General features: G+C 70.7%; 19 protein-coding genes and 5 pseudogenes. 13 read left to right on the forward strand and 11 right to left on the reverse strand.

Translation table 11 applies throughout. From position 1 onward, the window contains the following. A partial coding sequence (gene ruvB, locus C1I97_RS03660; protein ID WP_181446540.1) for a Holliday junction branch migration DNA helicase RuvB occupies positions 1 to 943 on the reverse strand: 943 nt, incomplete at its 3' end. A gap of 288 nt (positions 944 to 1,231) precedes the next feature. Here ruvB and ku point away from each other — a divergent pair. After that, positions 1,232 to 2,230, forward strand: coding sequence for a non-homologous end joining protein Ku (ku, locus tag C1I97_RS03665; RefSeq protein WP_111001782.1), 999 nt, complete (start codon positions 1,232 to 1,234; stop codon positions 2,228 to 2,230). 222 nt (positions 2,231 to 2,452) lie between these two features. Beyond that, a pseudogene (locus C1I97_RS41015) lies at positions 2,453 to 2,698 on the forward strand (recombinase RecB); the annotation flags it as partial. Between the two features lie 162 nt (positions 2,699 to 2,860). Here C1I97_RS41015 and C1I97_RS39600 read toward each other — a convergent pair. Continuing rightward, a complete protein-coding gene (locus C1I97_RS39600) occupies positions 2,861 to 3,025 on the reverse strand; it encodes a hypothetical protein (RefSeq protein ID WP_181446541.1) in 165 nt (54 codons plus the stop codon). Positions 3,026 to 3,443: 418 nt separating this feature from the next. Here C1I97_RS39600 and C1I97_RS03675 point away from each other — a divergent pair, with 418 nt between their 5' ends. From C1I97_RS03675 to C1I97_RS03685, 3 genes are all read left to right on the forward strand, one after another. Then, positions 3,444 to 4,616, forward strand: coding sequence for an exonuclease SbcCD subunit D (locus C1I97_RS03675; RefSeq protein WP_111001783.1), 1,173 nt, complete (start codon positions 3,444 to 3,446; stop codon positions 4,614 to 4,616). A 19-nt stretch (positions 4,617 to 4,635) separates the two neighbouring features. Then, positions 4,636 to 7,068: an AAA family ATPase gene (locus C1I97_RS03680; protein WP_111001784.1), complete on the forward strand. Its 2,433-nt coding sequence runs from the start codon at positions 4,636 to 4,638 to the stop codon at positions 7,066 to 7,068. 675 nt (positions 7,069 to 7,743) lie between these two features. After that, positions 7,744 to 8,352 carry a hypothetical protein gene (locus C1I97_RS03685; protein ID WP_146608146.1) on the forward strand — a complete coding sequence of 203 codons (609 nt, stop codon included), beginning with the start codon at positions 7,744 to 7,746 and terminating at the stop codon, positions 8,350 to 8,352. Positions 8,353 to 8,728: 376 nt separating this feature from the next. Here the strand turns inward: C1I97_RS03685 and C1I97_RS03690 are convergent. Further along, a pseudogene (locus C1I97_RS03690) lies at positions 8,729 to 8,943 on the reverse strand (helix-turn-helix domain-containing protein); the annotation flags it as partial. A gap of 551 nt (positions 8,944 to 9,494) precedes the next feature. Between C1I97_RS03690 and C1I97_RS03695 the strand changes: the two are divergent. From C1I97_RS03695 to C1I97_RS39605, 3 genes are all read left to right on the forward strand, one after another. Further along, positions 9,495 to 9,953, forward strand: coding sequence for an SRPBCC family protein (locus tag C1I97_RS03695; protein WP_111001786.1), 459 nt, complete (start codon positions 9,495 to 9,497; stop codon positions 9,951 to 9,953). A gap of 217 nt (positions 9,954 to 10,170) precedes the next feature. Further along, positions 10,171 to 10,746 (forward strand): DUF1990 family protein, encoded by a 576-nt coding sequence (locus C1I97_RS03700; protein WP_111001787.1) that lies wholly within the window; start codon positions 10,171 to 10,173, stop codon positions 10,744 to 10,746. A gap of 295 nt (positions 10,747 to 11,041) precedes the next feature. Continuing rightward, positions 11,042 to 11,206: a hypothetical protein gene (locus tag C1I97_RS39605; protein WP_181446542.1), complete on the forward strand. Its 165-nt coding sequence runs from the start codon at positions 11,042 to 11,044 to the stop codon at positions 11,204 to 11,206. Here the strand turns inward: C1I97_RS39605 and C1I97_RS03710 are convergent. From C1I97_RS03710 to C1I97_RS03730, 5 genes and pseudogenes are all read right to left on the reverse strand, one after another. Continuing rightward, positions 11,196 to 11,597: pseudogene (locus C1I97_RS03710) on the reverse strand (transposase); the annotation flags it as partial. The gene C1I97_RS39605 and the pseudogene C1I97_RS03710 sit on opposite strands and share 11 nt — an antisense overlap. A gap of 134 nt (positions 11,598 to 11,731) precedes the next feature. Next, on the reverse strand, positions 11,732 to 12,064 hold the full coding sequence (locus C1I97_RS03715) for a putative quinol monooxygenase (RefSeq protein WP_111001788.1): 333 nt from the start codon (positions 12,062 to 12,064) through the stop codon (positions 11,732 to 11,734). A gap of 59 nt (positions 12,065 to 12,123) precedes the next feature. Then, a complete protein-coding gene (locus C1I97_RS03720) occupies positions 12,124 to 13,149 on the reverse strand; it encodes an NAD(P)-dependent alcohol dehydrogenase (protein ID WP_111001789.1) in 1,026 nt (341 codons plus the stop codon). Beyond that, positions 13,146 to 13,901, reverse strand: a complete 756-nt coding sequence (locus C1I97_RS03725; RefSeq protein WP_111001790.1) for an iron-sulfur cluster assembly protein — start codon at positions 13,899 to 13,901, stop codon at positions 13,146 to 13,148. Before C1I97_RS03725 ends, C1I97_RS03720 begins: the two co-directional genes overlap by 4 nt. 1 nt (position 13,902) lies before the next feature. Then, positions 13,903 to 14,967 carry an amidohydrolase family protein gene (locus tag C1I97_RS03730; RefSeq protein WP_111001791.1) on the reverse strand — a complete coding sequence of 355 codons (1,065 nt, stop codon included), beginning with the start codon at positions 14,965 to 14,967 and terminating at the stop codon, positions 13,903 to 13,905. Between the two features lie 172 nt (positions 14,968 to 15,139). On the opposite strand from C1I97_RS03730, the gene C1I97_RS39610 reads away from it, so the two are divergent. Further along, positions 15,140 to 15,493 carry a hypothetical protein gene (locus C1I97_RS39610; RefSeq protein WP_181446543.1) on the forward strand — a complete coding sequence of 118 codons (354 nt, stop codon included), beginning with the start codon at positions 15,140 to 15,142 and terminating at the stop codon, positions 15,491 to 15,493. Positions 15,494 to 15,562: 69 nt separating this feature from the next. Continuing rightward, positions 15,563 to 16,021 (forward strand): hypothetical protein, encoded by a 459-nt coding sequence (locus C1I97_RS03740; protein WP_258382409.1) that lies wholly within the window; start codon positions 15,563 to 15,565, stop codon positions 16,019 to 16,021. 51 nt (positions 16,022 to 16,072) lie between these two features. On the opposite strand, the pseudogene C1I97_RS03745 reads toward C1I97_RS03740, so the two are convergent. Both C1I97_RS03745 and C1I97_RS42890 read right to left on the reverse strand, forming a co-directional pair. Then, positions 16,073 to 16,802, reverse strand: a pseudogene (locus tag C1I97_RS03745) (IS6 family transposase). A gap of 8 nt (positions 16,803 to 16,810) precedes the next feature. Continuing rightward, positions 16,811 to 17,189 (reverse strand): annotated as a pseudogene (locus C1I97_RS42890) (IS630 family transposase); the annotation flags it as partial. A gap of 256 nt (positions 17,190 to 17,445) precedes the next feature. Here C1I97_RS42890 and C1I97_RS03755 point away from each other — a divergent pair. Genes C1I97_RS03755 through C1I97_RS03765 form a run of 3 tightly spaced genes read left to right on the forward strand, consistent with a single transcriptional unit; the run spans position 17,446 to position 20,313 of the window. Beyond that, positions 17,446 to 18,498 carry a Dyp-type peroxidase gene (locus tag C1I97_RS03755; RefSeq protein ID WP_111001792.1) on the forward strand — a complete coding sequence of 351 codons (1,053 nt, stop codon included), beginning with the start codon at positions 17,446 to 17,448 and terminating at the stop codon, positions 18,496 to 18,498. Positions 18,499 to 18,517: 19 nt separating this feature from the next. Further along, on the forward strand, positions 18,518 to 19,354 hold the full coding sequence (locus tag C1I97_RS03760; RefSeq protein ID WP_111001793.1) for a family 1 encapsulin nanocompartment shell protein: 837 nt from the start codon (positions 18,518 to 18,520) through the stop codon (positions 19,352 to 19,354). Beyond that, positions 19,351 to 20,313 carry a lactate/malate family dehydrogenase gene (locus C1I97_RS03765; protein WP_111001794.1) on the forward strand — a complete coding sequence of 321 codons (963 nt, stop codon included), beginning with the start codon at positions 19,351 to 19,353 and terminating at the stop codon, positions 20,311 to 20,313. The genes C1I97_RS03760 and C1I97_RS03765 overlap by 4 nt, the downstream gene beginning before the upstream one ends. A gap of 339 nt (positions 20,314 to 20,652) precedes the next feature. On the opposite strand, the gene C1I97_RS03770 is transcribed toward C1I97_RS03765, so the two are convergent. Beyond that, complete coding sequence (locus tag C1I97_RS03770) at positions 20,653 to 21,099, reverse strand: transposase (RefSeq protein ID WP_111001795.1); 447 nt, start codon at positions 21,097 to 21,099, stop codon at positions 20,653 to 20,655. Positions 21,100 to 21,163: the final 64 nt, after the last annotated feature.

Genomic DNA, 21,163 nt, shown 5'->3' on the forward strand with positions numbered 1-21,163 from the left:
CCACCGTCTCCCGCTCCTCCCCCACCGCGACCGCGAGGGTGGACAGGCCGACCGGTCCGCCGCCGAAGAGGCCCAGCAGCGCGCCCAGCACCGTCCGGTCGAGCCGGTCCAGGCCGCGGGCGTCGACCTCGTAGACGGCGAGGGCCGCCGCGGCGATCTCGCGCGTGATGAACCCGTCGGCCTTGACCTGGGCGTAGTCCCGCACCCGGCGCAGCAGCCGGTTGGCGATGCGGGGGGTGCCGCGGGAGCGGCCGGCGATCTCCGCGGCGCCCCCGGGCTCGATCGCCACGTCGAGCAGCCGGGCGGAGCGGTGGATGACACGCTCCAGCTCGGCCGGTGCGTAGAACTCCAGGTGGGCGGTGAAGCCGAAGCGGTCGCGCAGTGGGGCCACCAGCAGCCCGGCCCGGGTGGTGGCGCCGACGAGGGTGAACGGGGGCAGCTCCAGGGGGATGGCGGTGGCGCCGAGGCCGGTACCGACCACGACGTCGACGCGGAAGTCCTCCATCGCCATGTAGAGCATCTCCTCGGCGGGACGGGACATCCGGTGGATCTCGTCGAGGAAGAGAACCTCACCCTCGGTGAGGGAGGAAAGGACGGCGGCGAGGTCTCCGGCGTGCTGGATGGCGGGCCCGGAGGTGATGCGGAGCGGGGCGCCCATCTCCGCAGCGATGATCATGGACAGGGTGGTCTTGCCGAGGCCCGGAGCTCCGGAGAGCAACACGTGGTCGGCGGTGGCCCCGCGTGCGCGTGCGGCGCGCAGCACGAGGTTGAGCTGCTCGCGAACCCGCTCCTGGCCGATGAACTCGTCGAGGTCCGTGGGCCGCAGCGCGGCCTCGACGGTCCGGTCCTCGCCGTCGGCGCCGGCTCCGACCAGCCGGTAGACCGGCTCGATCGTGCCGGGCCGGTCAGGGGTTGTCTCACTGCCGGTGTCGTTCTGGCTCATCGTCGTACGACCATTACATATTCGTATGCATGTTCGAAAAAGGCTAGAATCACACTAAATGCAGATGAAGGGACAATCAATATCTTTTAGGCGGAAACTTGCTCAGGTGGCGGTGACCAGCGCCGTGAGCGGCACAAGACTCCATCCGCCTGCCCGTGCAGGACGTCTTTCAGTGTCCTGTGCGCCCCACGGCCCGCGGCGTCTTGCGGGGAGGGCTGAGGGCCGCCCCGCCACTGCCTCCGCAGCCTTCTCCGACGTAGCCTAGTAAATCCTGATAAGGGGTAGAAAATGCAGGTGGTCTGGAGGGGGGTCATCTCCCTCGGCATCATCGACATCCCCGTGGTCCTCTACAAGGCCACCGAGACGGACAGCGGTCTCGCCCTGCACCAGGTCCACGCCGAGGACGGCTCACGCGTGCGTCACAAATTGTGGTGCGAGGAGGAGGACCGGGAAATCGAATACCGGGAAGTCGCGAAGGGCTATCAGCACCCCGACGGCCGGAGGGTTGTTCTGAGCGACAAGGAGCCGGCGACCCTTCCCCCGCCGGACAAGGAGCGGATCAGCGTGTTGGCCTCTGTCGACGACGGCAGCATCGATCCGATGGTGCTCGGGCAGGCCTACCACGTCGGAGGATCGGACCCGATGACCGACCGGTTCTACGTCCTGCTCCGGGACACGCTGAGGGAGTCCGGGCGGGTCGCCGTCACCAAGGTCGCCCTCGGAACCCGTGAGTCCCTGGCGGTGCTGCGCGCCCACGACGACCTCCTTGTCCTGCAGACCATGAGCTGGCCCGAAGAGGTCTGCCGCCCGACCGGCATCGCCCCCAAGAGCGACATCGCCGTGAGGCCGCAGGAGCTGAAGATGGCCATGCACCTCATGGACATCCTCTCCGAGGGCTTCGTCCTGGAAGAGCTCCACGACGACTACCAGCAGGCTCTGCAGCAGGTAGTCGCCGACCGCTTGGAGGAGATGGCGCCCCCGCGTCACGCCGACGTCACCGACCTCATGGCCCTGCTGCAAAGCAGTTTGGAAGCGGTGAGGAGTGGCCGCGCCGATGCCACACCAGCCAGGAAGACTGCGGCCAGGAAGACCGCCTCGGCCGCGAAGCGGGCCGCCGTGAAGAAGAAACCAGCAACCGGCGCCGCCGCGGCCCAAAAGACCACCGCCAAGAACACCACCGCCAAGAACACCGACGCCAAGAACACCGACGCCAAGAAGACCACCGCCAAGAACACCGACGCGAAGAAGAGCACCGGGAAGAAGACAACGCCCCGCCGAGCGTCCTGACCGCTCCACCCGGATGGGCACCGTTCCCGGACGGCCGGTCGGTGTCGGCCGCGGCACGGGCGCCTGCCACGGACGGCACCGCCGCCGGTACGGGAGCGCGGCCACAGTGCCGGGTGCAGGTCCGTGGCATCAGCGACGCGCAGCCCTGCGTAGACCTCACGGCCGTGCGGGGTCTGGCGGACTTCCGTCCAGGGCGCAAGGAACCGGACGACGCCGGTACCGCGGCTGCGCGGCGCCGTGCGGTGCCGCCTGCAGTTGGTCTGTCTCGGCAGCGGGGAGGTGCTGGGCTGCGAGCCGGCAGAGGGCGGTCTGCGGGCCGTGGAGCGCAAGCTGCTCGCCCTGGGGGAGGCGGTCCGGCCGGCCACGGCGACGGGCGACTGGCGGCCGTGGCCGGGCCGGCTGTGCGACTGGTGTCCCCATCGGGCGCTGTGCCCGGCCTGGGGCGGCACCCCGCTGCCCTGCCCCCTGGCCACGGCCACCGGCCCGGCCGCGGAGCACGATGAGCGCCCGGCCGCCGGCGCCCGCCGAGGCCGGATCGCTCACCCGCGGCAACTCGCCTGGAACAGCACCGTGCAGCGGCCGAAATACCGCCGCGCCCACTGGAGCACGGAGGCCGGTGGCGGTGGGCGGCTATGTGGCGGGGGTGAAGCCCCGTTCGACCAGTGCGTCGATGGTGGCGCCGCCCTCGCCGTATACGAGGGTGCCGGAGTCCCAGTCCAGCGCGACGTCATCAAGCCCTCGAGCGCGGACGAGCCAGTCATAGTTCCGCAGCGCGATGATCGTCTCCTCGGTCATGAAACGAGGCTACTGCTCTTGGTCTGGATCTCCCCGTCGTGCACCTCTGGTCCGCCATCCCTGCCACGCGTCCGGCGGAACGGCGGCCGACGAGCGCAACCCTGACGGCCTCGATGTGGCTGTGACGATCTCGCGCAAGGTCTCGGTGCGGACATACAAGGCTTGAATTTCCACAAAGCGCATTGACCCCCTCCCTCTTCCGATCCAGGTCGACCGCAGCAGCTGATGGAACAGTTGTGCGAAAATGACGGTGGCCCTACGGAGGCGCTGCCGCCACCTGTCCCGCCCGCGGTGCCGGGCTCCCCGGCGCCTTCCCCGGTCAGCGAGGGCGGCGAGGACCCACGACCTCGCACCTGTGGGCAAGGAGGCCGGCGGCATGCCACCGTCGGCAACCGCCACGGAAAAGCGAGGCGCGTCCATGAAGTTCTTGCACACCTCGGACTGGCACATCGGCAAGGTGCTCAAGGGCCACAGCCGGCTCGACGAGCAGCGGGCGGTCCTGCGTGAGATCGTCCAGATGGCACGGGATCACCGCGTTGACGCCGTCCTCGTCGCCGGCGACCTGTACGAGTCGTCCGCCCCGTCGGCGAATGCCCAGCAGCTGCTGGTGCAGACGCTGCTCGCGTTGCGACGCACGGGCGCCGAGGTCATCGCGATCGCCGGCAACCATGACCACGCCGCCACTTTCGACGCCTACCGGCCGCTCATGGCGAGCGCGGGGATCACCTTGGCCGGCACCGCCCGCCCTGCGGCCGACGGCGGGGTGGTGAAATTCACCGCGCGCTCGACGGGGGAGCCGGTCACCGTCGCCCTGCTGCCGTTCCTGGCCCGACGCCACGCGGTACGGGCCGCCCAGTTGGTCACCGAGACGCCTCGGGAGGCCGCAACCGGCTATGGCCGGCTGGTGCGGGAACTGCTTGCCGCGCTCACGGCCGACTTCCACGACGACACGGTCAACCTGGTGATGGCACACCTGACGGCGGCCGGGGGAAAGCTCGGCGGGGGTGAGCGGTCCGCCCAGTCGATCCTCGAGTACTGGGTGCCGACCAGTGCCTTCCCACCTGACGCCCACTACGTCGCGCTCGGGCACCTGCACCGCCGCCAGTCGCTGCCCGCACCGTGTCCGGTGCACTACTGCGGCAGCCCGGTCACCCTCGACTTCGGCGAGGAGAACAACTCCCCTGTGATCCTTGTCGTCGAGGCCGAGGTCGGCACGCCCGCCCGCATCACCGCCGAGGTGCCCATCGGGTCCGGACGGCGGCTGCGCACCGTACGCGGCACCGCCGACGAGCTGACCCGGCGCGCCGAGGAGTTCGGCGACGACTACCTGAGAGTGTTGCTGTGCGAACCAGCGCGCGCAGGGCTACGGCAGGACGTGCAGCGGCTGCTGCCCAACGCGCTGGAGGTGCGCATCGATCCGGGGTTCGCCGCACCGGTGCACACCACCAGGCCGTCCCCCTCGGCCGACGGCGCGGACCGCAGCCCCGCCGAGCTGTTCCACGCGTATTGCACCGCCCGGGGAATCGCCGACGAACGGGTCGAAGCACTGTTCACCAGGCTCCACGACCAGGCCACCGCCACGCACGCCTGAACGGCGGGAAGGAGCCCCCATGAGGCCGGTACTACTGGAGATGGACGGCTTCGCCTCGTTCCGGGAGCCGGCCGCGGTGGACTTCCGCGAGGTGGACTACTTCGCGCTCGTCGGCCCGACCGGATCGGGCAAGTCCACCGTCATCGACGCGATCACGTTCGCGCTGTACGGATCGGTGCCGCGCTGGAACAACCGACGCACGGTCGCGAACGCACTCGCACCCACCACCGACCGGGGCACCGTCCGGCTCGTCTTCGACCTCGCCGAACACCGCTATGTCGCCGCCCGAGAACTGCGCCGCGCCGCCGCCGGCGGCGTCGGTGTGAAGAACGCCCGGCTGGAGCGACTCGCCGACCCGGACGCGCTCGGCACACCGGACGACATCACCGAAGTGCTCGCCTCCGATTCCGAGGTCACGCCCGCAGTGGAAAAACTGCTCGGGCTACCGTTCGAGCACTTCATCACCTGTGTGGTGCTGCCGCAGGGGGACTTCGCCGAGTTCCTCCACGCGCAACCGGCCAGACGGCAGGAAATCCTCGTCAAACTGATGGGTCTGGAGATCTACCCCCGGATCGCGCAGGCGGCGAACACGGAGGCCGAGCGCGCGAGGCAGCGCGCCGAGCTCCTCGCCCAGCAGCTCGAGGAGTTCACCGATGCGACCGAGTGCGCGGAGCAAGCGGCACAGGACCGGGTGGCCACGCTGGAGGAAGTCGCCGAGCGGGTCCGTGCGGCGCTACCCGAACTCGCCGAGCACGGCGCGGCGGTCACCGAGGCACGGCAGGCGTGCGAGACGCTGACCGCGGAGCGGGACCGGTTGAGGGCGGTCGCCGTGTCGGCCGGGCTCGAAGAACTCGGGAAGAGGGAATACGACATCAAAGCCGCCGACGAGGCGGCCGACGAGGAACTCGCCGCGGCCGAGGCAGCCGACACGGCTGCCCGTGAGCAGCTTGCGGCGGCACCGCCCCGGGCCCCGCTCGAGCAGGCCCGCCGCGACCACATGGAGCTCGACACGCTGGAGAGGAGGCTGCCCGCCACGCAGGCGCTACAGCGGCACCGCGCCAGGGCACTCTCCGACGTGACCGCCGCCGAGGAGGAGGCCGAGAGGCTCGCCCTGCAGGCGCGCCGGACGCAGGAGGTCACGGCACGGTCCCATCTGGCCGCGGCGCTGCGACCGCACCTGCGGGATGGCGCAGCGTGCCCGGTGTGCGGGCAGCGGGTCACGACGATACCCGGCCCGCCGGCCGCGCCCGACCTGGACAGGGCCGAGCAGGCACGAGTCCAGGCCGACCGGGAGGTGGAGCGGCTGCGCGAGGCGTGGACGAAGGCGTCCAGAGCCGAACAGCAGGCCACCGGCGAACTGAACGCGCTCACCGGCCGGATCGCCGCCCTGCGTTCCGTCCTCGCCGACGCCCTCACCCGGGAGCAGGCGACCGCCGCACTCGCACGCCGAGAGCAGCTGGAAAGAGCTGCCGACGAGGCGGACGCGAGGCTGCGGCGTGCGCGAGCCGCCAGGGCGAGCACCGAGCAGGCCACGACGAGCGTTCGCCAGGAGGTGCAGGCGGCCTGGTCGGCGCTCGAGCATGTGCGCGACCCGCTCGTCACGCTCGGGGCTCCGGTGCCGGACCGTGATGACCTGACCGCGGCGTGGACCGCCCTCGTCTCCTGGGCGGCGGCGGCCGCCACCACCCGCGAAACGGCGCTGTCCGGCGCGTACGAAAGGCTGGCGAGGGTCCGTGGAGAGCTCACCGCCGCCGAGGGCCGACTCGCCGGTGTGCTCGCCACCCACGAGGTGACCCTCCCCGCAGGGCGGCCGCTCACCGAGACGGCCGAGCCGGCGGTCGCGGCGGCGCTGGAGGGGGCCCGGCAGGAGGCGCGGCGTCTCATCGAACGGCGGAAGCAGGCCGCGAAGCTCGACATGCAGCGGCAGCACAAAGAGCAGACGCACCAGGTGGCGAAGACGCTCGGCCACCTCCTGCGCGCGGACGGGTTTCCCCGCTGGCTCGTCGCGACAACCCTCGACACCCTCGTCGCGGAAGCCTCCGGGACACTCGCCGAACTGTCCGGCGGGCAGTTCGAGCTGACCCACGACGACGGGAGCTTTCTCGTCGTCGACCATGCCGACGCGGACAGTCGCCGACCGGTCAGGACACTGTCCGGCGGTGAATCGTTCCAGGCCAGCCTCGCCCTCGCCCTGGCGCTTTCGGCGCAGCTGCCGGCCATGGCCGCAGCCGGTGCCGCTCAACTGGAGTCGATCTTCCTCGATGAGGGGTTCGGCGCACTGGACGAGGCGACACTCGAGACGGTCGCCGCCACGCTGGAAGAGCTCGCGACGCGCAGGGACCAGGTGGTCGGCATCGTCACGCACATCGACGCTCTGGCTGAACGGGTACCGATCCGCTTCGCCGTTCGCCGCGGCCAGGGAACCTCTTCGATACAGCGGGAGACACCGTGACCGTGTGGGCGCCGGGAACCCGGTTCTTGCGGGATTTTCGCGATGGGGTGACGGACCGTCGCCGTGGTGCCGTCCTTCGGAGTGTGTGACGAGATTGACGGCACTGCCTGCACAATGGCAGAAGACGCAATCGATCCGCCCGGACCCGCAGACCATTTGAAATCCTATGCCGATCACTAGCCGTTGCAGCTCGCTGCTACCAACGCATGTTGAGCGCGTCCAGGCCCGCCCTCCGCTGCTCTCCGTCCCATCCACGATCTCCATGTGCTTGCGGGGGACCATCGGGTGACCTTCACGAGCGCGGAACTGCTTCGCGGCCGTCGGATTGGCCGTCCACCGATCGTCCTGCGACCGTGTCACCGGCCGCACCGGCTCGTCCTCGACAGGGTCGACGCCGACCGTTTCCAGGAGGTACTGCTGTGCCGGGACGAGCCGGTCCCACGCGGTGCGTTGCGCGGCGATCCACACGGCGAGGTCTTCGCCCTGCATGACGACCTCGTTCGCGGCTGCCGGGAGTGTCCTGCCGGCCTTCACATGCGCGTGCGCGAGCCGGAACGCTCGCTGCCAGGTCTCCGCGCGGCGCGAATCGATGCGGTACCAACGGGTACGGGGGAGGACAGGCAGGTGTCGAGGAGCATGACGCCGCCGGAACGGGAAGGCGCGATGTCACCCGAGATGAGGACCCACGCATGGTCGCCGGCCTCCTTCCTCGCGGGGCGGCTGATCGAAGCGGTCCCGCGGATCCCGGTCCGCGATCTGAACACGTTGCGTCGGCAGTTCCCCGGCCTGGGCCCGGAGGAGATCGCCGACCACCTGGTCACCGGTGCGGTACGGGGCACCGAGGCCGTAGGAGCGGGCGTCGGGTCTGCCGCGGCGCTGCCCACGCCCCCGGCCATGCCCGCGGAGCTGGCCGCGGGCATCCTCGGAACGGCGGCCGTCGAATTCAAGCTCATCGCCGAACTCCACGAGGTGTACGGTCTGCGGGCCCCTGGCACCGCACGACAGCGTGCCGCGCTGTATCTCGCGGAATGGACCGAGGGACGCGGCCTGAACGTCACGAAACCGGCCACCGCCGCCGGTCTCATGCTCAGCGTCCGAGTCAGAAGGGAACTGCGCCGACGGCTCTTGAGTCTCACCGTCCGCCGGATCCCCCTGCTGATGCCCTTCATGATCGGCGCGGCCATCGGCGCCTCACTGAACCGCTACGACACCCAAAGGCTCGCCCAGCGCATTCGTGCGGACCTGCGCGCCCGCCAGGTGCCCTGGGAAGTCCCGCTCGCCTGAGCGGGAATCCCCGGATGAGGAGTCCTGAGCTTGTGGTGGCGCCGACAGTGTACTGAGCGGTACGGTCCGTGACGACCGGGCCAGACCCACTCCACTGCTGAGTGAATGACGCAAGAGCCCTCCGGGCGCGGCAGAGGCAGGGGCGTCCTGGCCGACTCCCGCGAGCCACTGCCGCCAGGTCCGCGCCCTGCAGGGGCAGTCGTGCACCGGCGCCCGGACCACCACACCCGAGCAGGAGGAGGAGATCCCGCTCTGCGACAGGCGGTGGATCGAGGAGCGGGGCGAGGGCCCCCGGTGGGGCAGCTCGCCAAAGCGATCGGGATGCGCAGCACGGCATCGGCCGCCCGAACCGCCGCGGAGCTGGCGGCCGCCGTCAGGCGAATCGCCTACGTGGCTGGAGCGCGAGGTGCGGCCCGAGGTCTTCGATGATGCGTCCGGCTGCCGACTTGGAGATCCCGAGGAGCGGGGCGAGCTGTCGAAGCGTCAGGTTGGTGCGCCAATAGGCGACGCACAGCAGTGCCCGGTCTTCCGGCGGACGTCCGGCCGGCCACGCCGCACCTGACCGGCGCCTTTTCGCCTCAACGCAGTGACCGAATGGCTCAAGACGCCTGCCGCCGGCTCGCCGCCGACGGATTCCCCGTCACCGATGATCTGCTCGCCCGGCTCTCCCTGCTGCAGTACGACCTACATCGACTTCCTCGGCCGTTACGCCCTCGCCCGGTCACCGGTGTCGCCTCCGTCCGCTGCCCGATCCGCACACCAACGGCGTTGAGCCGGACACTCACGGTGGCGTAGCCCCTCTTACGTCCGTCAGGACCTTTCGGCCACGGGGACCGGATGGATTGATGGAAGGCACCACTCGCTCGGCTCCTGGCCGGCGGGCGGCGTGCTGGTGCCTGCCCGTCGGCCGGTGCCGTCTGTGCGGCGCACACGGTCGGCAGCCGTAGGAGTGCCCGGTCGACTTCGGCGGGAGGCAGGGCTGACGAGATCCGTACCGCGGTTTCTGCGGCGCGGCGTGCCGGGCCGTGCAGGTGCGGCCACGCCGGCACGCTCCCCTCCCGTCGGCGGGCCTCAAGCCGTGCGCGGGCCGTGTCGCTCCGGCGATGGGAGGATCACCGTGCCCTATCGAGGAGGGGTCCGAGGTGCCGTCCGCCGAACTGAAGCACACGTTCCAGATCGCCGCGCCGCCGCAGGAGGTCTTCGCGCACCTGGCCGAACCATCGCACTACGTCGGCCTGTCACCGCTGCTCGCCGCCGTCCGCGACGTGCGCCGCAGCGGCAGCACCGTGCACTACACGGCCGTGGAGCGCTTCCGGTTCCTGGGCGTCCTGCGGCACGACAACGTCATCGACGTCACGCTCGTCGCCGTCCCGGACGGCCTCCCGCACTCCGCCGAGATCTCCGGCGAGGTCCGCAGCCCCGCCCGGGTCCGCATGAGCTACCGCTTCGCGATCGACCGCCACGAGGCCGGCAGCGTCGTCACCGACACCCTGCACCTGTGGACGCCCCCGGGCCTGCTGCGCTTCGCCGCCTCCCAGGCGGGAGCGGTCCAGCAGACCCGGGCCCGTGTCCTGACGGCGCGCCTGGCGCGGCCCGCCTGACGGCCGCCCGGCGGGCCGCCGCCGGGGCGCTCCCGAAACCGGCACGACGGCGCATGCGGTTGGCCACGGCCGCGACGGCGGCCGCCGTCTGACGACCAACCTCACGGACATGCCGCCTGCTTGAGCAGCCGGTTCTTCGCTGCCCGCCTCTATCAAACCCGGAGCGGTTCAGTCACGTTAGGCTCATGGGCCGTCCACCCTTCCGAACAGGAACGCCATGCCCAACAGCCGTACGAGTCGCGGCCCGTCGTCGGGCGAACTCACTTACGGGCCGGCCGGTGCGACCCGGCCCGCCGAAGAGCCCTGGCCGGTGGGGACAACAGGTCTGCGCCCCTACGCCCGTACCGTCGTCATCGGGCGCGGGGACGCTGACTGGCACGCCGCGGCGGACGCGGTGCTGCGCTGGGGCGTCAAGCGGCGCAGTGGCTTCACAGTGACGGACCGTGACGGTGCCGGGGGCCGGGTCGTCGAGGGGGCCGAGTACCGCATCACCGCGGCGTTCGGTCCGTTTGCGGTGCGGGAGCCCGTCCGGGTTGTCGCCGTCGTCGACACCCCGGACCGCTGCGGCTTCGCCTACGGCACCCTGCCCGGCCATCCCGTGAGCGGCGAGGAGGCCTTCGTCATCCACCGGTTCCCCGACGGCACGGTCGCGCTGACGATCCGTTCCCTGACCCGTGCCGCCCCGCACGGGCCGTGGCGCCTGGTGTTCCCGGTGCTGCTGGTCGCGCAGCGGTTCTTCCGGCGGCGCTATCTGCGCGCCCTGCTGCCTGCTCGTCGAGCGGGCGTGCGGTGACCCGCCGCCCCGCAGGGCATGGGGCGGCGGGCCGGGGTCGGCCCGGTCAGCGGGTGGGCCGGCCGTCGAGATGACGATGGAGGGTGACGGTGGGCCGCTCGTCGCCCTGAGGCGCGTTCGCGACCGCGTACTTGAGCACCGTGTTCACTTCGGCGGCCAGGGCGCACGCCCGCGTCTTGACGTCGATGGCCGGAAGGGGGGGGAGCGGGTCAGGACGTCCAGCCGCCGATGGATGTCGGCGAGTTGCCGCTGGGTCCGCTGGCCCAGCTCGAAGGCGCGCGGCGTACCGCTGGCCGTGGCCGAGGAGGAGCAGTTGCTGCCGCGATGCGGCTGGGTCCGCCGTGGGCGCTCCGCTCAGCAAATGATCGGGGCAGTCATCACCCACGTTCGCGCCGGTGACCTGGCCGCCGAGGTGTTCCCCGCCGCGATCTTCGACCTAAAAGGTCATCTCAATTGGTGAGCCTGCGGTAGCAGATGAGGATGCAGGTGATGCTCGCGAAGGCGAGGAGGTGCTCGGCCTGGCGTTCGTAGCGGCGGCGGAGGCGGCGGCAGCCGGCGAGCCAGGCCATCGTGCGTTCGATGGTCCAGCGGTGACGCCCCAGCCGCTGCGAGGACTCGATTCCCTTGCCGGCGTGGAGCTTGCCGGGCCTGCGCCGACGGGGTCCCCGGCGGGAGCGGATGGGAGGTATGCCCTTCGCCAGCGGGATCAGGGCCCGGCTGTCGTGGACGTTGGCACCGGGGCTTCCGACGGACAGGGGCAGCCCCGTCCGTTCGGTGATCAGGTGGATCTTCGATCCGTACTTGCCCCGGTCGACGGGGTTCGGGCCTGGCAGGCCCCCTTCTCGGCGCCGCGCACCCGAAGCCGTGCCGGAGCCGAGTGGCGAGTAGGGCTACTGCGCTTGCTGTTGAACGGGCTGGATGAGTGAGGTTGATGTTCTGCGACTCGGCCAGGCTGTCCGGCGCATACGGGACCGGTCCCCAGGGGTCAGCTCTCCTGCGGCACGGCCATCTCACCGAGGCGTGACCAGTCGTCCTGGGGGACGGTCACGTTCACGATGCGAGGCGTCCGGGCGAGGTGACGCGGCAGTGCCTCGCAGGCCGTCCGGAAGTGGTCGGAGCCGACGTGCGCCGCGCCGGCCTCGTCGTCGCGGAACGCCTCGGTCAGGACGTACTCCGTCGGGTCGTCGACGCTGCGGGACCACTCGAACCACAGGCAGCCCGGTTCGGCGCGGGTCGCCCGGGTGAACTCCCCGGTGATCTCGGGCCAGGCGTCCGCGTGCTCGGGCAGGACGCGGAACTTCGCGGTGATGAAGATCATCGATGTTCCTCACAGACGGTGCGTGTGCCCGGCGGCCCGGGCCCTTGCGGTGTTCCCGCTCAGGGGACGAGGATCGCGCGTCCCCGGACCCGGCCCGCGTCCAGGTCGGTGAGGGCGTCCTGGAAGCGGTCGAGCGGATAGGGGGTGGTGTGCAGGCGGACCCGCCCCTGGGTGGCGAGCACCATCAGCTCGCACAGGTCGTTGTAGGAGCCGACGAGGTTGCCGATGAAGTTGATCTCGTTGGAGATGATGTCGATGGTCGGCACGTCGATGTTCTCGCCGTACCCGACCACGTGGTAGTCGCCCGCGCGGCGCAGCATGCGCACCCCGTCCCGGGTGGCGCCGCCCTCGCCGACGAAGTCGATCACCACCTCCGCTCCCCGGCCGCCGGTCAGCTCCAGCACCTGCTCGACCTGCCCCCCGTCGGCGACGACGCCGTGGTCGGCGCCGATGGAGCCGGCCAGCTTCACCGCGTCGGGGTTGCGGTCGACGACCACGATCTCGGCGGCCGTCAGGGCTTTGAGCACCTGCACGCCGATGTGCCCGAGCCCGCCGGCGCCGATGACCACGCAGCGGTCGCCGGGCCGCAGCTTCCGGGCCGCCTTGGCCACGGCGTGGTACGCCGTGAGGCCGGCGTCGGCCAGGGCCGCGACGTCGGCCGGCTCCAGGGAGTCGTCGATGCGGACCACGCTGCGGGCGGAGGTCTTCAGGTACTCGGCATAGCCGCCGGCCGTGTCGATGCCGGGGAAGAGGCTCTGCTCGCAGTGGACGTCGTCACCGGACCGGCACGCCCGGCACAGCCCGCAGGTGATCAGCGGGTGGACGATGACCTTGTCGCCCTCGGCGACGTTGGTGACGGCGCTGCCGACCGCGTGCACCCAGCCGGCGTTCTCGTGCCCGATCGTGTAGGGCAGTGTCACCCCGGACTTCTCCGCCCACTGCCCTTCCAGGATGTGCAGGTCGGTCCGGCACACGCCGGCGCCGCCGATCCTGACGACCACGTCGTACGGGCCGGTGACCGAGGGCTCCGGCACGTCGGTCATCTCGGGGTTGCGGCCGTAGCCGACGACCTGGACTGCTTTCACCAGGCCTTCTCCTCGGGAAGCGTGGCGGGCCGCGGATCCGTGGCCCGGGGGGACTGGTCGGCCGCGGACTCCGGGTAGCGGGTCCGCAGCAGACCGCGGCAGAAGTGGGCGTTGCCGTCGATCGAGATGCGGACCGCGCGGGCGAACCGCAGTCGCAGTGGAATCTCGTCCGGCGGGAAGGGGCGTCCGTCATCGTCGACGAGGACGGGCTCCGAGGGTGCCGTGCCGAGACCGAGCGCCTCGCGCCGGCGCAGCAGCGCGCGGGTCGCGGCGGTGTCGGGCAGGTCGCCGAGCACCACGTCGTGCAGTTTCCCCTCGGTGAGCGCGGGGTCCTGCCGCAGCAGCGCGGTGAGGGCCCGCTCCATCGCCGCGGAGTGGGCCTTGCGCCGGAAGACGAGCCGCAGTTCCCCCAGGCTCTCCTCGGCCTCGGCGCCGAACGTACCCCGGTACCCGGCGTCGGCGGCCAGGCCGCGGTTGATCAGGTCGGAGTCGTGGTGGTCGTCGAGCAGGACCGTGACCGGGCCGGCGTCCGGCAGGGCGGTCAGGACGTCCTTGGCGTCGGAGGCCATGAGGTAGGCGAAGTTCGGGGAGCAGAAGGAGGTGGGCAGCCGCAGGTGCACCGTCAGCCCGCGGTCGGGGCCGGCCTCGACGGAGCGGACGAAGCCGAGGTCGGTGATGGGTTCGTCCAGTTCGGGGTCGAGGACCGCGTCCAGCGCCTCCCTGGCCCGCTGCTCCAGTGTTCCGGTGGGCATGTCACTCCTTCGTGGGCTGCGCCGCGACGGAGGCGGCCCCGGCCGGGCCCGCGGCCTCGCTCGCGGCCGGGCCCGGGGCGGTGGCCGCGACCTCGGCCCCGGCGGGCACCGGGATGTCGTACATGGCCGCCGCGTTCAGGCCGAGGATCTTCTTCTGCTCGACGGTGATCGGCGGGTACTCGTCCTGCAGGTCCTCGGGGATCTGGAAGTCGACGAACCGCTCGATCAGCCATCGGGGCGTCCACAGCGCGTAGTCGCTGGAGAACTGGATGCGGTTCTCGTCCAACCAGTACAGCAACTCTCCGATGATCTGCGCGAAGTAGCGGGGGCGGGTGTGGATGAACGGGATGGCGACCGCGAGTCCGGCGTGCACGTTGGGCTCCTGGGTGGCGATCCAGCAGAAGTCCTCCAGCCGGGGCAGCCCGCAGTGCTCGACGACGAAGTTCAGCTCGGGAAAGTCCGTCGCGGCCTTGTCGACGTCCGCGACGTCGAAGGCGTCACGGTCCAGCGGCCGGATCGTCGGCCCCTTGTGGACGTGGATGTTCTCGATGCCCAGCTCCTGGGCCATCTCCAGGTAGCGGTAGGACCACGGGTCGTCCAGCTTGTAGCCGCGCGAGTCGCCGTGCCACTCCGCGGTGTAGAGCTTGGCTCCCTTGAGCTGGAACCGGTCGGCGTCCCGCCGGAGCTGGTCGAGGCCCCGCTCCTCGTACCGGGGGTCCCAGCAGTGGTTGTAGGTCAGCTTGTCGGGGTGCTGCCGGGCCAGCGCGAAGGCCTCCTCGGTCTGCCCGAAGCCGTTGCGGTAGAAAGCGCTGAGCAGGGCGGGCTGGAAGATCGCGTGGTCTACGTACCCGTCGACGAAGAGGTCCTTCATCAGCCGCTGCCCGCCGTAGTAGAGGTACTCCTCGTACGGCCACACCTCCGACTCGGGGCTGAGATTGCGGTGGTAGTCGTAGAAGCAGTCGATGAACTGCTTGCCGTGGATGTTGAGCTGGTTCTCGGGGCGTGCGTCCCACAGCGCGATGTGCGCGTCCACGATGAAGTAGTTCTCGCCGTCCTTGCTGTACACGTCGGCCTCCGTCCCTGTGAACGCCTCGTGCCACAAAACCGACATTAAGCACGGAGCAGGGAGCCTGCGAGTCGTCGGCTGTCCCACTCCGAGACGGCCGGCCGGGAGCGCTTCCCGGCCACCGCGATCAGCCTGCGGGAAGTGGGAGAGCGGGCTCTTCCCGGAGGTCGACGTGGACCATGAGAGCGGCGCGGCACCGCCTCCCGCCGAACGCGCGGCGGACGGCGGGGCCGCTGTCCTGCCGCCGCGCTTGCGCGCGTCCTGGCTGGGCAGCCGGCGGTACGGGGTGGCCCCGGACGAGATGCGGCCCGTCTTCACGGGCTCGGTCGACGAGGACTGCCTGCTGTACGAGCGAGGGCACGAGGTACTGCGGGGCTCCATGGACGCCGACACCCGCTCTGCCCGCGTCAAGGCCCTGTCCGCCATCGCCGTCGCCGAGTACCAGCGGCTCGCCCGCGCGGTCGACACGATCCTCGCCTCCCTCGCCCTGCTCCTGGTCGCCGCCGTCCTCGCGGTCGCCGGATGAGCAGCTGGCCGTACGCGCTCGCCCTGGCCCTCGCCCCCGTGCGGGGACACCCTGCGCAACCTCACACCCATGGGCCTGAAGGCCGCCTCCTACGAGCTGGGACGTCCGGTGGGGGAGAGAGGGGCGGCCCGGCCCGTGGCGCGGGCCGCAGCGGCGCCTCCCACCCGATGGCGGTCAACGACGTCCTGTTCGCGCTGCTGCGTCCGAAGCCGGGCCCTGCTCGATGGCGAGCCGGTCGAAGTCCTCGCCGCGGCTCAGGCCGCCGTCGACGCTCCGGCCGGGCTGGGCACCGTCGCCTCCTCTGCGACCGAGGCGGCGCTGCCCGCGACGGGCACGTGGTCCGCCCCCGGCAAGGGCGGCGCCCAGGCGGACATCGTGCTCACCGCCCCCGAGGACGGGGTGCCGCTGCTGTTCGTGGAGATCGACAACTGCTACGAGTCCGCGCAGGACCTCGCCGCGAAGATCGACAAGCACATGCGGTGGCGCTGTCACGTTGTTGGGTGTGTGAGCGTCTGGTTGGGTGTGTGAGTGTCTGATGGCGCCGTCGGGGCGTGGTGGGCTTGCGCTTCGGGCCTGGTGTCAGGCTGTGGTGGACCGGTCGGCAGCACCGGTGATCTGGTCCCGGATGGCGAAGCGGACGGTCATCTCGGCTCGGTGGTCGGGGGCTGTCATCAGGTGGCGGGGCCGGAAGCGGGGTGAGATGCCGCTGAACGCGGACAGGAACCGCTGGGCTGCGCCGGCGGAGCGGAAGCCCCTCATCGCGCGTTCGCGCCGGCGGGTGGGCTGGTGGCTGTTCCCGGCCCGGTTGTTGAGGCCCTTGTGCGAGCGGTGCCCGACCGAGGGCACGACCTCGCGGTGGGCCGCGCCGTAGGCACGGAGCTTGTCGGTGACGATCACCCTGGGCACCGCCCGGGTCTTCCGCATCAGGCGGCGGAAGAAGCGTCTGGCGGCGGCCTTGTCCCGGCGGCTCTGCAGGAGGATGTCGAGCACGTTGCCGTCGGCGTCGACGGCCCGCCACAGGTACTTCTGCTCCCCGTTGAGCTTCACGAAGACCTCGCCCAGGTGCCACTTGCCCCCGGGCCGGGGCCGGCGGCGTAGCCCGTTCGCGCAGGTCTGGCCGAACTTGGCGGACCAGCGGCGGACGGTCTCGCAGGAGACGATGACGCCGCGCTGGAGCATCAACTTCTCGACCTCGCGGGAGCTGAGCGGGGCGGAAGCACAGCCACACGCAGTGGGAGATGACCTCGACCGGGTACCGGTGCCCCTTGTACGACGGCGACGCGCTCCCCACGGACGATCCCCCCACCATGATCAACTCAAAGATCCTCCCACGCCATTCGCCAACATGACAGTGCCGAACCGGCGCCCGATCAGCGTCTTGATTCTCTCCAGGCTCCAGGTCTGGTCCGGCCAACCGCGCGCGGCCGGCCCTTCGGCCAGCTCCTGTTCCAGCACCGCGAACAGGTCCTCGCTCAGCTTGGGCCGGGCGGCCGAGCCCTTGGACCGCAGCGCCGGCCGGTCGGCCGTCCCGCCAAGCGCGGTGCCAGCGCTGCACCGACCGCACACCGACCCGCAACTGCTTCGCCACCAGTGTGTTGTCCTGCCCGGCCGCGAACATTCCCGCCGCTTCCAGCCGGAACCCCTGACGGAAGGTGCGGCGCTCGGCGGTCAGACCACCGTCTTGCGGATACCTCATGGTTCGGACACACCACGACCATCGTCAGCCGTCAGCCCCGACGACATCACGCCCACGAAGTCAGTAGTCACCGGACAGCGGTCGCGCGACTCGCCGACTCGGCACCGTGATGGTCAACTCGGCACCGCGATGGTCAACTCGCCGTCCAGGCGCGGTGGCGGCTGCTCAGGTCGCGTCATACGGTGGACAAGGAAGCGTTCCCGCAGTCACTCGAGTTGGTCGGCCCGCTCGTGACGGTCAGGAAGGGGCGCGCCCCATGCGCGCACACTCCCAGGGCCCTGTGCCCCAGCCGGTGCTGTCCCCGTTGACGAACGCGGCGATCTTCCTGGTGGTGACCATCGACCAGGGTGGCGAGCCGGTTGTGAGGGAAACGCTGTCGGACCTGAACGGCCTGCAGCGGGCGGTCGGCTTCCGGGCGACACCGGACGGGAAGCTCAGCGTGGTGGCGGGTATCGGCTCGGAAGCGTGGGATCGGCTGTTCGCCGGCCCCCGCCCGGCGGATCTGCACCCTTTCCAGGAGCTGGTCGGAGCGCGGCACCGGGCCGTCTCGACACCGGGTGACCTGCTGTTCCACATCCGCGCGGTCCGGCCGGACCTGTGCTTCGCACTGGCCGCCGAGATCATGGAACGACTCCGTGGTGTCGTCACCGTGCGTGACGAAGTGTACGGTTTCAAGTACTTCGACGTGCGTGACCTGCTCGGCTTTGTGGACGGCACCGAGAACCCGACGGGCCCGGCGGCGGACGCGGCGGTCCTGATCGGCGACGAGGACTCGCAGTTCTGCGGGGGCAGCTATGCGGTCGTGCAGAAGTACCTGCACGACCTGCAGGCCTGGAACGCGCTTCCGGTAGAGGCCCAGGAGATGGTCATCGGACGCCGGAAGCTGTCCGACATCGAACTGGACGACGCGGTGAAACCGGCCGACTCCCACGTGGCACTCACCACGATCGAGGACCCGGACGGGACGAAGCACCAGATCCTGCGCGACAACATGCCCTTCGGCACCGTAGGACAGGGCGAGTTCGGCACGTACTTCATCGGATACGCCCGCACACCGACCGTGACGGAACAGATGCTGGAACGCATGTTCCTGGGCGACCCCCCGGCGTCTCACGACCGGATCCTGGACTTCTCCACCCCGGTGACCGGGTCGCTGTTCCACGTGCCCACCAGTGACTTTCTCGACGACCTCCCCGATCCGCCGGCCACGCGTGAGAGCGACGAGAGCGACGAGAGCGAGGCGGTACCGACGGCGGTCCGGCTTCCGGTCGCGGACGGCTCCCTCGGGATCGGCGATTTGAGGATGTGACGGAAGGCGAACACCCGCGATGGACAACCTGCACCGTGAACTGGCACCCATCTCCGCCGCCGCGTGGGCCGATCTGGAGGACGAGGCACGACGTACGTTCAAGCGGCACGTCGCAGCCCGCCGCATGGTCGATGTGCCCGAGCCGGCTGGTCCGGAGTCGGCTGGTGTGGGGACCGGGCACGTGCGGGCCGTAGCGGCGCCGGCCGAAGGGGTCGAGGCCCGCGTACGCCGGTTCCAGCCCCTGGTCGAGTTGCGGGTGCCCTTCACCGTCGACCGGCAGCAGGTCGACGACGTCGCCCGAGGCGCCAAGGACGCGGACTGGCAGCCGGTCAAGGACGCCGCCCGGCAGATCGCCTTCGCCGAGGACCGCGCGGTGTTCGAGGGGTACGCGGCCGCCGACATCTCCGGCCTGCGGGCCGGTTCGTCCCACTCCGCACTGACCCTGCCGTCGGAGGTGCGCGCGTGCCCCTACGTCGTCAGCAAGGCCCTGACCGCGCTGCGCCTCGCCGGTGTCGGCGGCCCGTACGCCCTGGCGCTGAGCGCCGAGGCGTACACCGCTGTCAGCGAGACGTCCGACTACGGCTACCCGGTCATCAAACACATCGCCCGCGTCCTGGACGGTGACATCGTCTGGGCACCCGCCATCGACGGTGCCTTCCTGCTGTCGAGACGGGGCGGCGACTTCGAACTGCGCATCGGCCAGGACGTGTCCATCGGCTACCTGTCGCACGATGAGAGCAGCATCCGGCTGTACTTCCAGGAGACGCTGACCTTCCTCGTGCACACCGGTGAAGCCGTCGTCCCCGTGGAGGTCGAGACACCCAGGACCGCCGGGCCGTTGGAGACACAAACGTGAAGGTCGGCATCGTCGGGGTGGGCGCGGTCGGGTCTGCCACGGCCCTGTCCCTGGTCGAACGCGGCGGAAGTTGGCGTGAGATCGTGCTGCTGGACCGCGACACAGCGCGCGCCGACGGCGTCGCCACCGACCTGCACTACGCCGCGCCGTTGTCACCGACGGTCGACGTGCGCTCCGGCGGCTACGACGACCTGGCCGATACCGCGGTCGTCGTCATCACCGCCGGGGTGAACGAGAAGGCCGGCGGCGCAACCGACCGGTCCGACCCCAAGGGATGGCTTCGGCTGCTTGAGACCAACGTCAGGGTCTACGCCGACATCGTTCCCCAAGTGGTGGCGGTAGTGCCGCAGGCGGTGCTCATGGTGGTCACCGACCCACCGGATCCGCTGGCCGACCTCACCCGGCATCTCGCCGGGCACAACCCGGTGTTCTCGACCGGAACCCTGATCGACAGCCTCCGGTTCCGCGTGCAACTCGCCGACCGCCTCCGGGTCCGGCCGCGGGACGTGCAGGCGCAGGTGGTGGGTGAACACGGCACCTCCGAGGTGCTGTTGTGGTCCTCGGCGACGGTCGGTGGCATCGCCGTGACCGACCTGCTGGGGAAGGACGGCCAGTCGGTCGAGGAGTTGCGCCGGGAGGTGGAGAACGATATCCGTTACGCCAACATCACCGTCATCGAGGGCATCGGCGCGAGCCAGTACGGCATCGGCGCCGTCTCCGCCCGACTCGTCGAGGCGGTCCTGCGCGACGAGCGTGCAGTGCTGCCCGTGGCCGCCTACTCCTCCGCCCACGAGGTCACGCTGTCCCTGTCCAGCGTTCTCGGCGCGGGAGGGGTCCAGCAGACGTACGTACCCGCCATGTCGCCCCAGGAGCAACAGGCCCTGGACGACAGCGTCCATGTCCTGCGCGAAGCCGCCGAACTGGCCATTGCCGTAGCAGGGCGAGGTTGCTCGCCATGACCCCGGCGAAGACGCGGTCCAACGCAGTGAAGGAGATGGCTTCCACCGCACCGGAGGCCGCCACCAGCAGCACCACTGCAAGGCGCGACGATCCGCAAGGCCCCTTCGGTCTGTCCGTCCTTCTCGGTGCGCGGACGTAACCTGCCACGGGCATCGATGACGAAGTCCTGTACGACGATCTGTCGCAGCGCTTTCGCGTGAGGGCCGCGCCGGTGGGGCGGCAAGCGCTCAAGGAATCGGCGGGCATCCGCTCCCGCCTGCTTGAGCCGGGGGCAGGGGAGGCGGACCGGACGCCCGTAGCGGGTGGCCCACTCGGCATCCACCCGGCCGTCCAGGATGTCAGGCGCCCGCCGGGTGGCTTCCTCCAGCGGCTGCACGTACCGCTTCGAGGGCCGGCTCCAGGCGGGTGAGGTCCCGCGCGGCGGCCAGAACCCGGGTGGAGTCGGTGCGCTGCTTCCCGCGTTCGGCGACCATGCCGGCGTCGCGCGTCCGTTCCAGCGACAGGGAGGGCAACTGGTCCGCGCGGGCGTTCTCGCACAGGCGCTCACGGAAATCCGTCAGCACACTGTGAGGGAATCCCGGGTCGTCCAGGGCCAGGACCAGGGCGTACTTGGAGTCGATGCGGCATCGCACCGCCTCGGCCGCCTGCCGGTCGGAGAGGTCGAGCAGGAACTGCAGCACACAGACCGTGGCGAGTCGCGCAGGAGAGAGTCCGGGGCGGCCGTCGCGCTGATACCAGGAGACGAAGTCCGTGTCGTCCCCGAGCCCGTCGAGATGATCACGCACTCACATCGCAGTCGTACCGCCAAGGCTGCCGGCCCGCGCTGTCCGAGCGGTGAGCTCCGGCACC

This window comes from Streptomyces sp. NTH33 (genome assembly GCF_003236365.1).
Lineage (GTDB): Bacteria > Actinomycetota > Actinomycetes > Streptomycetales > Streptomycetaceae > Streptomyces.